Annotated in this window: 12 protein-coding genes; 3 read left to right on the plus strand and 9 right to left on the minus strand. The window is 63.7% G+C overall.

Going from position 1 to position 13305, the window contains the following annotated elements; translation table 11 throughout:
* Positions 1–2: 2 nt before the first annotated feature.
* Positions 3–3098, minus strand: a complete 3096-nt coding sequence (locus tag HNQ60_RS16525; protein ID WP_184333871.1) for an efflux RND transporter permease subunit — start codon at positions 3096–3098, stop codon at positions 3–5.
* Entirely contained in the window at positions 3095–4216 is a 1122-nt protein-coding gene (locus HNQ60_RS16530; RefSeq protein ID WP_184333874.1) for an efflux RND transporter periplasmic adaptor subunit, read from the minus strand. Before HNQ60_RS16530 ends, HNQ60_RS16525 begins: the two co-directional genes overlap by 4 nt.
* Positions 4217–4305: 89 nt before the next feature.
* On the opposite strand from HNQ60_RS16530, the gene HNQ60_RS16535 reads away from it, so the two are divergent.
* Entirely contained in the window at positions 4306–4863 is a 558-nt protein-coding gene (locus HNQ60_RS16535) for a MarR family winged helix-turn-helix transcriptional regulator (RefSeq protein ID WP_184333875.1), read from the plus strand.
* 36 nt (positions 4864–4899) lie between these two features.
* Here the strand turns inward: HNQ60_RS16535 and HNQ60_RS16540 are convergent, their stop codons facing one another.
* From HNQ60_RS16540 to HNQ60_RS16555, 4 genes are all read right to left on the minus strand, one after another.
* Complete coding sequence (locus tag HNQ60_RS16540; protein WP_184333877.1) at positions 4900–5406, minus strand: DUF1993 domain-containing protein; 507 nt, start codon at positions 5404–5406, stop codon at positions 4900–4902.
* A gap of 86 nt (positions 5407–5492) precedes the next feature.
* On the minus strand, positions 5493–6071 hold the full coding sequence (locus HNQ60_RS16545) for a SixA phosphatase family protein (RefSeq protein WP_184333879.1): 579 nt from the start codon (positions 6069–6071) through the stop codon (positions 5493–5495).
* A gap of 60 nt (positions 6072–6131) precedes the next feature.
* On the minus strand, positions 6132–6482 hold the full coding sequence (locus tag HNQ60_RS16550; protein WP_184333880.1) for a hypothetical protein: 351 nt from the start codon (positions 6480–6482) through the stop codon (positions 6132–6134).
* Between the two features lie 22 nt (positions 6483–6504).
* The gene (locus tag HNQ60_RS16555; RefSeq protein ID WP_184333881.1) at positions 6505–6978 is read right to left on the minus strand and encodes a bactofilin family protein; all 474 of its coding nucleotides are present in this window, start codon (positions 6976–6978) and stop codon (positions 6505–6507) included.
* Positions 6979–7571: 593 nt separating this feature from the next.
* Between HNQ60_RS16555 and HNQ60_RS16560 the strand changes: the two genes are divergently transcribed.
* Both HNQ60_RS16560 and HNQ60_RS16565 read left to right on the plus strand, forming a co-directional pair.
* Entirely contained in the window at positions 7572–8033 is a 462-nt protein-coding gene (locus HNQ60_RS16560) for a (2Fe-2S)-binding protein (RefSeq protein ID WP_184333882.1), read from the plus strand.
* A 2-nt stretch (positions 8034–8035) separates the two neighbouring features.
* Positions 8036–10222, plus strand: a complete 2187-nt coding sequence (locus tag HNQ60_RS16565; RefSeq protein WP_184333883.1) for a xanthine dehydrogenase family protein molybdopterin-binding subunit — start codon at positions 8036–8038, stop codon at positions 10220–10222.
* Between the two features lie 4 nt (positions 10223–10226).
* On the opposite strand, the gene HNQ60_RS16570 is transcribed toward HNQ60_RS16565, so the two are convergent.
* From HNQ60_RS16570 to HNQ60_RS16580, 3 genes are all read right to left on the minus strand, one after another.
* Entirely contained in the window at positions 10227–10406 is a 180-nt protein-coding gene (locus tag HNQ60_RS16570) for a CstA-like transporter-associated (seleno)protein (RefSeq protein ID WP_184333884.1), read from the minus strand.
* On the minus strand, positions 10403–12445 hold the full coding sequence (locus HNQ60_RS16575) for a carbon starvation CstA family protein (RefSeq protein WP_184333885.1): 2043 nt from the start codon (positions 12443–12445) through the stop codon (positions 10403–10405). Before HNQ60_RS16575 ends, HNQ60_RS16570 begins: the two co-directional genes overlap by 4 nt.
* A gap of 90 nt (positions 12446–12535) precedes the next feature.
* Positions 12536–13279 (minus strand): histidine phosphatase family protein, encoded by a 744-nt coding sequence (locus tag HNQ60_RS16580; protein ID WP_184333886.1) that lies wholly within the window; start codon positions 13277–13279, stop codon positions 12536–12538.
* Between the last annotated feature and the right edge of the window lie 26 nt (positions 13280–13305).

The raw sequence follows: 13305 nt of genomic DNA on the forward strand, positions 1-13305 counted from the left end.
ACCTAGGGCGCAGGATTTTCCACGGGGGCGACCCCATCGCTCGTGGACTTCCGTTTGCCGAACGCGCGGCGCAGCCGTTGCTGCAGATCGTCGACGATCGTGAAGATCACCGGCACGACGAACAAGCTCAGCGCTGTCGAGGTCACGAGTCCGCCGATCACCGCGACGCCCATCGGCGCACGGAAACTCGGATCGCCTGACCAGCCCGTTGCGATCGGCAGCATGCCGGCGCCCATCGCGATCGTCGTCATGATGATGGGTCGTGCCCGCTTCGAGCAGGCATCGATCAGAGCATCGAATCGCGACAACCCATGTTCGTGCATCGCCATCACCGCGTATTCGACCAGCAGGATCGAGTTCTTCGTGACGATGCCCATCAGCATGAGCATGCCGATCAGCGAGGGAATCGACATCTGATAGCCGGTCAGCCACAAGCACAGCAGTGCGCCACCTGCTGAGGGCGGCAGTGCCGACAGAATCGTGATCGGCTGCAGGAATTCGCGGAAGAGCAGCACGAGCAGCAGGTAGATGCACAGGATGCCCACGACCATGGCCTGGCCGAATCCCATGAAGAGCTCGATCATGAATTCGGCTTCGCCTGCCGTCGCCTGGCGCACACCGGCCGGGAGATTCTTGAGCGCCGGCAGTTGTCGCGACTTCGCGAGCATGTCGCCGAGCGGCTGGCCGTTGAGATCCGCTTCGATAGTGACGTTGCGGCTGCGGTCGTAGCGTGTGATGCGTGCAGGGCCAGCACCGAGGGAAACGTCAGCGACGCTCATCAGTGGAACGGGACCATTGCGTCCCGGCACCGACAGCAAACGAATGCGTTCGAGGTCACTGCGCGCATCTTCGCGGAGCTGTACGCGGATCGGGACCTGGCGGCTCGCAAGATTGAGCTTCGCCAGACTGTTCTCGACGTCGCCGGATGTGGCGATGCGCGTCACTGCGCTCAGTGTCTCGGTCGTGACGCCAAGCTCGGCGGCGCGATCGGGCAGAGGACGGATGACGATCTCCGGTTTCATCAGGCTCGCGCTGGAGGTGACGTTACCGATGTGGGGCAGCGTTCGCAGGTCGCGCTCGACAGCCGAGGCTGCGCGCTCGAGCTGCAGAGGATCGTCGCCGGCGAGCGTGATCTGCAGCTTGCTGCCGGTCTGTGCGCCGAAGGAGATGCGTACGCCGGGGATGTCGCGCAGCTGGGCGGCTGCCTTTCTCTGGAATTCCTGTTGCGTGATGTCGCGTTCGTCAGCAGGGACGAGCTGAACAGTGAGACTCGCTCTGCGCACGTCGCCAACCGAATCGCCGCCGCCGGGTCCCCCGCCGCCGGCCGCAGCGCCGATGATGCTGTAGACGCTCGTTGCTTCCTTCATCTTCATGACCCGCTCGCGAATCGTTTCGGCGACGCGAGTCGTTTCTTCCAGGGTCGCCCCGGGCGCCAGTTCGACGGCGAGGACTGCGAATCCCACGTCGCCCGCCGGCGCGAATCCCTTGGGAATGAATGGAATCAGCGCGAAGCAGGCAATCAGGAAGATCGTCGAATACGCGAGCGTCCGACGCCGATGTCCGAGGCACCATGCGACGCCGCGCAGGTACAACTGTTTCATCCGGCCGTCTTCGTTGCTCTCGTCGTGCGGCTTCAGCATGTAGGCCGCCATCATCGGCGTCAGCATTCGCGCAACGACGAGCGAGAAGAGGACTGCGACAGCCGCGGTGAATGCGAACGGACGGAAGAACTCGCCGGGGATGCCGCCCATGAAGGCGACGGGGACGAACACCGCGCACAGCGTCAGGGTCGTGGCAACGACTGCCAGGCCGATCTCGATCGCCGCATCCTTCGCTGCCTGCAGCGGCTGCTTGCCCATCCTCAGATGCCGGACGATGTTTTCGACTTCCACGATCGCATCGTCGACCAGCATGCCGACGACGAGCGAGAGCGCCAGGAGCGTGAGGATGTTGAGCGAGTAGCCGAGGAGATGCATCGCCCAGAAAGTAGGAATGATTGCCAGCGGCAGGGCAGCCGCCGAGATGACGGTTGCGCGCCAGTCACGCAAGAAGATCCACACGACGATGACAGCGAGCAGAGCGCCTTCGAACAGCATCTCCATCGAAGACGTATAGGACTTGCGGATGAAATCCACCGTCGAGCTGACTTCACGGAACTGAACGTTCGGGTGCGTCTTGCTGAGGTGTGCGACTGCTTCGCGAGTACCGTCCGCTACATCGATCGCACTGGCGCCCCACGCGCGCACGACTTCGAAGCCGATGACGGTCTTCCCATCGAGCATGGCAAGCTGACGGCGTTCGGCCGCTTGATCGCGCACATCGGCTATCGTGTCGAGCCGAACGGTTCGACCATCGGCGAGCGCAATCGGCAGCGCGGCGAGTTCTTGCGCGGACGCGAGCGTGCCGGTGGTGCGAACGCTTTGTTCGAGACCGCCCACGCGGCCTTCGCCGCCGGGATATTCGGCCTGGATGACGCGCAGCTGACGCGACACGTCGCGCGCCGTGGCGCCAAGTGCCGCCATTCGATCGGGGTCGAGCGAAACACGAATCTCGCGCGAAACGCCACCGACGCGCCGCACGCTGCCGACGCCCTTCACGGAAGTCAGTTCACGCATCACGGTGAGATCGACGAACCACGACAGCTCCGTGTCGGTCATGTTCGAGGCCTCGACGCTGAACGTCACTACTGGACGGCCCGCCGTGGTGACACGGGAAACGATCGGCTCCCGGGCATCGGGCGGCAGGTCAGAGCGGATGCGCGTCACGGCATCGCGGATATCGTCGACGGCTTCGCTCAGGCTGCGTTCGAACTGGAAGGACACGATCGTCGTCGACGTGCCTTCGTTCACTGTCGATGAGATGTGCTCGATGCCGGTGACGGCGGAGACGGCATCCTCGATCTTTCGCGTGACTTCGGATTCGAGCTGCGAAGGCGGTACGCCCGGATAGGGCACCGTCACGATGACGGCGGGCAGTTCGATGTCCGGCTGATCCTGGATACCAAGCTTGGGAAAGCTGAGCAGGCCCGCGGCCGTCAGCGCGACGAACAGGACGATGACGGCGATCGGATTGCGGATCGACCAGGTGACGAAGTTCATGACGGACGTTCCGCGTCGGCCAGCGCGACGTCGACCCGATCGCCGTCCTTGAGGAATCCCGCGCCCTTGTCGACGACGCGCTCACCGGGATTCACGCCGCTCACGATCTCGATGAGATTGCCGTCGACGATTCCGGTTTCAATACGCCGGCGCTGCACCGTGTGGCCATCGGCGCCAAGAACGAAGACGTAGCTGTAGCCGTCCTCGATCACCACGCTGGCGACAGGAACCATGTTGCTGTCGCTGTGAGCGAGGACGATTTCCCCTCGCGCGAACATGCCGGGCCGTGCGCTGCCGACTGGAATGTCGACATATACCAGGCCGGCGCGGGTGGCGCTTTCGATCGTGGGAGCGACAGTGCGCACCTTGCCCTTGATGATGGCGCCATCGGCAGTGGTGAGATCGACTGCCTGGCCGACTTTGACTTCGCGCATGCGTGACTCTGGAATCTCCGCGCGCCATTCGATCCGGCCATTACGGACCATGCGCAGCATCTCCGTTCCAGTCTGTGCCACCTGACCGACGGTGACGGTGCGCGACGAGATGACACCGTCATCCGGCGCCGTCACACGCGTGTAGCGCAAGCGGAGCTCGGCGGCTTCGAGTTCCGCTTTCGCCACTTCAACGCGGGCACGCGCTGCAATTTCTTCGCTGCGCAGCTTGTCGAGATCCGAAGCCGAGAGAACCCCCGAACTCGCGAGCGGTTCTGAACGACGCAATGCCGCGGCGGCATTCTCGAGCGTGGCCTGAGCCTGCTGCACGTTCGCCCGCTTCGAAGTCACATCGGCGGCGAGGAGATCATCGGCGAGCCGCACGAGTTCCTGACCTTTGCGCACGCGATCACCCACATCGATATTCACAGCCGCGACGCGATAGCCGCCGACCTCGGCGCCGATGATCACGTCCTGCCACGGAAATACCGTGCCGTTCGCCACGATGCTTCGGGCGAGCTTCGCTGTCTCCAGCGTGGTCGTCGTGACGGTCAGTGCGACCGGAGCGGTTGGCGATGCAGCTTCGCGTGATCCGCAGCCGGCGAGAACGAGGAGGCCGGCGACGGCAAGCGCGCTGCGCCCGCGACGGACCTGCGGTGAACGTTGCGAGATGTCGGGGAAACTCATCCTGGGCCTGCGGGGAGTGTGAACGGGTAGCGGCGGGGAATATCAGCTTGCTGATATCGTATCAGCAAGCTGATAATGCGCCACGCGTGATGTCACAACGAAATGCAAAGATCCGTGGATTGAGCCTGGGCGACCTGCCTCCTGAGCGGGCGGTGCCGTATTTGCTGAGAAGTCTGGGGCATGTCCTGCGACAGGCCCTGGAGGAATCCCTGCGGCGCGAACGGATCGACATGTCGTTCACGCACCTTTCGGTGCTCTATACGCTCGAATCGGAACCGGGGATCGCGGGCGCGGAAATCGCGCGGCGCTGCTTCGTCACGGCGCAGACGATGAACACGATCCTGCGCCGGCTCGAGAGCGACGGGGACGTGAAGCGCGAGCCCCACCCGGGAAATTCGCGAGCCGATAGCTGGCACCTGAGTGACGAAGGGCAGCGCAGACTGCAGCGGGCGAAGGGAGTGGGCGACGCCGTGTGGGCTCGGCTGCTGTCAGCGCTCAAGGCGAGCGAGACCGATCAGCTGCAGTCGCTGCTGCGGAAATGCATTCAGGGATTCGATGTCGCCGTGACGGAAGGGGCGGCGGCAACTGCTTCGGGACGACGCGGAGCGGCGCGCAAAGCGGCGACCGCAAAACGCAGTCGCCGTTAGAGAGAGATGGATCCCCGCTTTCGCGGGGATGACGGATCAGACGCGGCCGAGATAATCCGCTTTGCCGATTTCCACGCCGGCGTGACGAAGCAGGTTGTAAGCCGTCGTCACGTGGAAGAAGAAATTCGGAATCGCCCAATGGCGCAGGAAGACGGCACCGGTGAATTTGAATTCCTGGCGTGGCGTCTTGATGGTGATTTCCCGTTCCTCCGATCCGTCGATCTGCGCCGGCTGCACCGACTTCAGGAAGTCGAGCGTTTTGTCGATCCGCGCGATCAGTTCCGGCAGCGTCGTTTCAGTGTCTTCGAACTTCGGCGGATCGATGCCCGCGAGGCGTGCGGCCGCACCTTTCGCCGCATCGGAGGCGATCTGGATCTGGCGCGAGAACGGCAGCATGTCGGGGAACAGGCGGCTGCCCGCGAGGATGTTCGGATCGAATTTGCGCGCTTCGGCGTACGCCAGGCCCTTCTCCAGGATCGCCCGGAGGTTCTTCAATGTATGAATGAACATCGGGACGGAAGCTTGGTACATCGACATGTTCATGGGAGTCCGCTGTGTGGTTGTGGGGGGGCGGATTATAGAGCGCGACGCTTCGCGGGCAGGCTGGCCCGCGATGCGGCTTCAGACGCTCAGCGTGTCAGAACGGATGTTTCGGCTTCGCGCCCGAGCGCGACGAGGCGGATTTCGTTGCCGTGCGTTTCGACGAGCGTGACGGACGCGTGGTCGGGACGGAAGCAGATGACTTTGTCCGAACCGCGTGCCGCGGCTGCGACGACGTTGATAGCGATGAAATGGGTGTAGATGACGCAATCCGAGTCGATCGCGGAAAGCGAATCGAGCAGCGATTGCCGCCATTCGAGGTAGTCGGGCGAACCAGGCGGCGAAGATGCCTGCAGTTGCGACCACGTCCCCTGCATGCCCGTGGTCAGCCATTCGCGCTTTGCATTCGCATCCAGCGGCGGCGATGGAATTTCCGCGACGGGCGTGAACACACGCGCGGAGCGTTGCCACATCTGTTCGAGTGGCTGTGCCGTTTCGCGGCAGCGCCGCAACGGGCTCGACAGGATCGTCAGCGGCGCGAGCGATGCGGCCAGTTCGCTCGCCGTGGTACGCGATTGTTCGAGCCCCGCGGGATCGATCCCAGGATCAGGGTCCTGGCCCCAGGCCGCGGAGGGTCGGGCGTGCCGGACCAGATAAAGTTGTGGCATGTGTTCCCGGCGCCGAAGCGCATTTCATCCCTGAACGATTTTCTTCTTCGTTCCGTTTGACTACTTCGTGCTGCGAGGCGCAAAGACATCGACGGACAACGTAACAGTGCGACTTTCGTTCGTTCCCAGTGCGCCCACGCCGATGACCTTGCGGGCGACTTCTTCGCCCCGGTCGTTACGGATCGAGACTACGACCGAATACTCCCACGCCTCGGCGCTCTCCGGATTGCGGAAAGAGCCCTCGACCCGCAGCGCCGAGAACGTCGGTTGCGCCCGACGTTCGACGATCGCCTTCGGATCGAATCGCAGGTGATGCTGGCATCCCGGGCAGATGGCGGCGCTCTCGAGGATCGTCGCCTTGCAGTGCGGACAGATCCTCGTCTTCCCGGGTGCCGCGACGCGGCTATTCATGTTCGACTAGAGCGACTCGGCCTCAGGGCTTCTTGTCGTCCCAACCGAACTCGGCGCGGCCGCGCATCCGCGAACCCGCGGCCACGGTCAGCGAGCCGGCTTTCAGATCACCGTTCAGGACGCCGGTCTGCAACAGCTCGACGCGCGAGGCCGCATCGATGTTGCCTTCCAGTTCGCCGCCGACGATGACCGTGTTCGCGCGCACGCCGCCAGTCAGGTGAGCGCCCTGTTCGATGGTGAGATTGCCCTGGACATGAACATCGCCCTTGAAGTTGCCGGCGATGCGAACGTGACCGTTGCCTTCGATCTTGCCTTCGATCGTCAGGCCGGCGGCGATGACGGATTCCTTCCCGCCTGCGTCGCTGCGCGACTGCGGGGCGGGAGCGGGCTGAGAGACCGCAGCCAGCGTCGACACGGCTTTTTCAGGCTCTTTCGCTGCACTGGTCGGGTCCGGGCCGCTCTGCTCCCGGCCGTACTGATCTTTCCACAACGCCATGACGAGACCCTCCTGTGCATGAACTCGATTGCGACCAGCGTTGGTCGCCAAATCGTAAATACACAGCGAGGTCTGGAGTGTCAAACTTCTCGACACTCACTGTCGGGAGAGAGCGACGAGCGCGCCAGGCGATGGAAGGGAAGCGAAGAGAGAAATCGGAGAGAGAAAAGCGGCTCGAAGAACTCGGTCGCCGCGTCCCGCAAGAACCAGCCGGTACGGCGGGTCCTCGCGGGCGAGTAGGTCGATCAGCTATGGCTGTCGAGCGCAATCATCAGCGTCATGGCCGCGGTGCCAATCAAGAACGCCAAGTAGATGATTTCCATATTTCCTCCTTTGTTGCTACGCGTCATTTTGCGATGCAACATAGCATTTATATCTGTTCTGTCAATTACTTCTGTTGCGTATTGTTGCAGGGCGTCACAACTGGGTGACCGATCGGGGAAAGGCCCTGATCCCCCTCTCGGGGTCCGTTTCATCCGTATTTGCCACCGACCGGCGGATGTCCGGCGGACGCGGCGTATATTCGGCAGCAAAACGCGGAACGCCTGTTCCAGCACGCAAAGACGGCATACGCAAAGAAGGGGGACGCCTCGATGATCAAGCTGACGATCAATGGCACCGCGCACGACGTGGATGTCGCCGACGACACGCCGCTGCTCTGGGTGCTGCGAGACACGCTAGGCATGACGGGCACCAAGTACGGCTGCGGTATGGCGCTGTGCGGCGCGTGCACCGTGCATATCGATGGTGCTGCAACGCGCGCCTGCATCACCCCGGTGAGTGCAGTCGCCGGAAAGACTGTCACGACGATCGAAGGCCTGTCAGCGGATCGCAGTCATCCCGTGCAGAAGGCATGGATGGAGCTCGATGTGCCGCAGTGCGGCTACTGTCAGTCGGGCCAGATCATGTCCGCGGCGGCGCTGCTCGCGAAAACGCCGAAGCCCAGCGACGCCGACATCGACACAGCGATGGCGGGCAATATCTGCCGATGCGGCACGTATGTGCGCATCCGCAAGGCGATCCACCGCGCGGCTGAATTCGGCGGGGAGGGCTGATCATGCTCAATCCGCAAATCGATCCGCTCGGAGAGAGCCGCGATCAGAAGGGCACCGATGCCTCGCGTCGGAACTTCCTGAAGTCGATTGCCGCTGCATCCGGCGGCCTCGTCATCGCGATGTATTTGCCGGGCTGCAGCAAGACCGAGAACGCTGCGAAGAATGCAGGCCCCGCCAAGATCATCGAAGCCAATGCGTGGCTGCGTATCGGCACGGACGGCGCCATCACCGTGCTGTGCGATCGGTCGGAAATGGGACAGGGCGTCTACACGGCATTGCCGACCCTGATCGCTGAAGAGCTCGGCGTGAGTCCGGAAAGCATTCGCATCGAGTTCGCGCCGCCCGGCGCCGCGTACGTCAACAGTCTGCTCGGTGCGCAAGTCACCGGCGGCAGCACGAGCGTGCGTGACGCCTGGGAAAAGCTGCGAATGGCTGGTGCCGAAGCGCGCACGCGCTTGGCTACCGTTGCTGCAAGCAACTGGGGAGTCCCGGCGTCGCGATGCAGTGTCGCCGACGGATACGTCGTCTTCACCTCGCGCCGCGCTTCCTTCGGAGAACTCGCCGAGGCGGCAGCGGCACTGCCGAAGCCCGAGACGATCACGCCGATCGCGAAGGACCAGTATCGGTTCATCGGCAAGCCGCAGAAGCGGCTCGATACACCTTCCAAGGTCGATGGCTCAGCGCAGTTCGGTATCGACGTGCGACTGCCCGAGATGCTGTACGCGGCACTTGCCCAGGCTCCGGAGTTGGGCGCCACGGTCGAGAGCTTCGATGCCGAGAAAGCGAAGACCCTGCCCGGCGTGAAGCACGTCGTGCAGACGTCCGCGGGTGTCGCTGTCATCGCCGACTCCTGGTGGCAGGCGAAGACCGCCCGCGACGCCGTTGCGATCAAGTGGAAATCCGGACCCAACGCGAAGCTCAGCAACGCGGCTATCTATGCGGGTCTCAAGACCGCCGCGGCGGGCCAGGGAAAGGAAGTTCGTAACGAAGGCGATGCGCAGATGGGGTTGCGCGGCGCCGTGAAGCGCGTCGACGCGGTGTACGAATTGCCGATGCTGGCTCACGCGACCCTCGAGCCGCAGAACTGCACAGTCGAGTTCAAGGACGGCAATTGCCATGTCTACGCGCCGACGCAGGTTCAGCAGTTGGCGCAAGCCGTCGCGGCTCAGACCGCGGGTTTGCCGCCAGAGAAAGTACTCGTGCATACGACTTTCCTTGGCGGCGGCTTCGGACGTCGTCTCGATGTGGACTTCATTCCGCCGGCTGTCGAATGCGCGAAGGCAGCGGGCAAGCCCGTCAAGCTGTTGTGGACGCGTGAAGACGACACGACGCACGACAAATATCGGCCGCCCGCCCGCAACTCATGTTCGGCAGCCCTCGATTCGCAGGGTAATCTCACGACGTTCAAGCTGCAGCTCGTCGCACCGTCGATCACTTCGCGCTGGGCTCCCGCGGTGGTGAAGGACATCGTCGATCCTTTCGCCATCGAAGCGGCTCACAACTATCCGTACGCCGCGGCGAATGTGCGCGTCGATTACGTCCAGCACGAGATCGGTATCGACGTCGGCTACTGGCGCTCGGTCAGCCACGCGCTGAACTGCTTCACAGTGGAAAGCTTCATGGATGAAGTCGCTGTTGCAGCAGGGAAGGATCCCTATCAGTTCCGGCATGACCTGCTGGAGAAGCAGCCGCGCTGGCAGGCAGTGCTCGACGCCACCGCGAAGAAGGCGCAGTGGGGTCGTGTCGCTGAAGGCCGCCATCAGGGCATCGCGCTGATGTCAGGCTACGACACTTACCTGGCGATGGTTGCCGAGGTCTCCATGGCCGGCAACAAGCTGCAGGTTCACAAGATCGTGTGCGCGATCGATTGCGGTCAGATGGTGAACCCGGACATCGTGCGCGCCCAGGCCGAAGGCAGCATCATCTTCGGACTGACCGCGGCGCTCTACGACGACATCAACATTGCCGGCGGCAAGGTCGCCGAACAGAACTTCAACGACTACCGGTTGATGCGGATCAACGAGGTGCCTGCCGTCGAAGTCTATCTGCTCGAGAGTAACGAGAAGCCCGGCGGTATGGGTGAGCCGGTGGTTGCGCTCGTCGCGCCGGCGATCTGCAACGCAATCTACGCAGCGAACAAGAAGCGTCTGCGTACCCTGCCGGTGGTGAAGCAGGGCATAGTCGTGTGATGGGTCAGCAGCAGCGCTGGACTCCGCTCCACTTCCGCTGCTGTTCCTTCAGATAGAACGCGCGCCGCGTCAGCGGCGCGACGTTCGCATGCGCTTCGCGATGATGGGTGAGATAGCGCTCATACGCATTGTCTGTCGCGAGCTCGCGGACGAAATCCCAGAACGATCTGACGAGCGCGCTCATGCGCGTGCCTCCGCGGGTGTAGCGGGCGCTTCCGAGGTCGGCAGCACGGGCAAGCCCAGCTTCACGCGCCGTGCTACTCGCAACGTGTCGGCGATCACGATCCACAGGATCAGCGTCAGTACGATCGCGAGCACCGCATCCAGCCGCTGATTGAAGATGAGCTGCGGTGCGACGGCGGCTTGTTCAGGAGAGAGCGCGCCCGACGCAAGTTTGCCGGCGAGCGAATCCGCCGAGGCGAGGAAGCCGATGCGCGGATCGCTGGAGACGATCTTTTCCCACGTCGCCGTCGTCGTGATGATGGCGAGCCAGAGCAACGGCACGCCCGTCACCCACGCATATCGCATCTGGCCCTGCTTGATGAGGATGCCGGTCGCGACACACAGCGCGATGCCGGCGAGCAGCTGATTCGCGATGCCGAACAGCGGCCAGAGAATGTTGATGCCGCCGTTCGGATCGACGACGCCGATGTAGAGGAAGTAGCCCCATCCGGCGACGACGAGGCCGCTGGACAGCAGGATCGACGGATAGGACGATGTCTCGCCGAGCCGCTTCGAGAAGTGACCGAGGACGTCCTGGACCATGAAGCGGCCGACGCGCGTGCCTGCATCGAGCGTCGTGAGGATGAACACGGCCTCGAACATGATCGCGAAGTGATACCAGAGCGCGAGCATGCTCTGCCCGAACGCGGACGAGAAGATGCTGGCCATGCCGACTGCGAGCGACGGCGCGCCGCCAGTGCGAGCGAACAGCGTCGACTCGCCCATCTCGGCGGCGAGTGCATGCATCTGCTCGACGGTTACGGGGAATCCCCAGCTGCTGATCGTAGTGACAGCGGCTTCCGCCGTCGCGCCGACAACGCCGGGCGCGCTGTTGATCGCGAAGTAGACGCCGGGATCGAGCAGCGTGGCAGCGATCATCGCCATGATCGCCACGCAGGACTCGAGCATCATGCTGCCGTAGCCGATCAGCCGGACATCGGTCTCGTTGCCGATCAGCTTCGGCGTCGTGCCGCTCGAGACGAGCGCATGGAAACCGGAGATCGCGCCGCACGCGACGGTGATGAACACGAACGGGAAGAGCGAACCGCCGAAGATCGGACCCGTGCCGTCGATGAATTGAGTGACAGCCGGCATCTTCAGGTCGGGCCGCATCAGGATGACCGCGAATGCGAGCAGCAGGACGGTGCCCAGCTTGAGGAACGTCGAGAGATAGTCTCGGGGCGCAAGCAGCAGCCACACAGGCAGGACAGCGGCGATGAAGCCGTACCCGATGACGAATGCCGCGAGAGCCTTGCCGTCCAGATCGAAGTAGGCCCGCAGCGTCTCGTGTTCATTCAGCAGGCCGCCGCCCACCACTGCGGCGAGCAGCAGAGCGACGCCGATGACAGAGCCTTCGAGCACACGGCCTGGGCGGATGTTGCGCAGGTAGAGACCGACGAGGACCGCGATCGGAATCGTCGCGAACACGGTGGAGGTGGCCCAGGGGCTGTGCTTCATCGCGTTGACGACGACGAGTCCGAGCACCGCGATCAGGATGACCATGATCACGAGCGTCCCGATGATCGCGGCGTAACCGCCGATCGGGCCGAGCTCGTCGCGCGCCATCTGGCCCAGACTGCGACCGTTGCGACGCGTGGACAGGAACAGGATCGTCATGTCCTGGACGCAGCCGCCGAGCACGGCGCCGACGAGGATCCACAACGTGCCTGGGAGATAACCAAATTGCGCGGCCAGAGTCGGACCGATCAGAGGCCCGGGCCCCGCAATGGCCGCGAAGTGATGGCCGAACACGATCCAGCGATGCGTCGGGACGAAGTCGCGTCCGTTGTTGAGCCGGATCGCGGGAGTGGCGCGGTTCGCGTCCACGCAGAGGACTTTCGCCGCGACCCATGCGCTGTAGAAGCGGTAGCCGATGGCGTAGACGCAGACCGCCGCGACCACGATCCACATCGCATTGATGGTCTCACCCCGATGCAGGGCAATGCCGCCGACGGCGAATGCGCCGATGAGCGCAACAGCGATCCAGAACAACTTGGCCATTCATCCCCCGTGTCCGGTGGAGCGTCAGTGGTCCTGCGCTCGCTTGAGAGGGATTGTACGGTGGAGTCGGCGGGCGGTCAGCCCGCGGCGTTATTCGCCGAACTCGCCGCTCGCGAGGCCGGCCCACTCGATGCAGAAGAGTTTGCCGTCGCGCAGCTCGGTCTTGATGATGCTGGTATTCGAGAGCGGGCGGCGCAGGGAAAGGTCCCCCGGCACGTTGGGGGCCAGGACGGGCACGAGCAATCCGAGCGTGGCGCCGTGCGAAACGACGACGACGACGCCGGTGTCATCGGCATGCCGGTTCATCAGTTCGCGCACGAAAGGCAGGAAGCGCCGCTGCACGTCGGCGAAGCTCTCGCCTTCGCCGATCCGGGCCGCGAGATCCTTGTCGATCACCCAGCGAGTCGCCAGGCCGCGATAGAGCTGGCGCCAGTCCGGTGAATCGAGCGGAATGCCGAGGTCGATCTCGGCGGCTTCAGGAGCGAGCTTGACGTTCAGTCCATGTTTGAACGCGAGTGCGTCCGCCGTCTGGATCGCGCGAATCCGGGTGCTGGTGTAGATCGTCGTGACCGGCACATTCGCCGTGGCTTCCGCGAGCGCGGTTGCCTGCAGTACGCCGGTTCGCGTGAGGGGGTAGGTCACGCCTTCGTCGCGCGCATCATGAGCGATCGTGTCGACGTTGAGCTCGCTCTCGGCGTGGCGAATGAACCAGATCTGGACCGGACCATCCCCCGGTTCGGCGGCGATCGCAGGAGGCGCTGCGACCGACAGCAGGACTGTCGCTAGGTATCCGACGACGGTGCGGCGGGAAACGGACGGGCAGTCTGGGTTCATTATTGGTCGATCACGCTCTTGCGCGG

Source organism: Povalibacter uvarum, assembly GCF_014202975.1.
Taxonomy (GTDB): domain Bacteria; phylum Pseudomonadota; class Gammaproteobacteria; order Steroidobacterales; family Steroidobacteraceae; genus Steroidobacter; species Steroidobacter uvarum.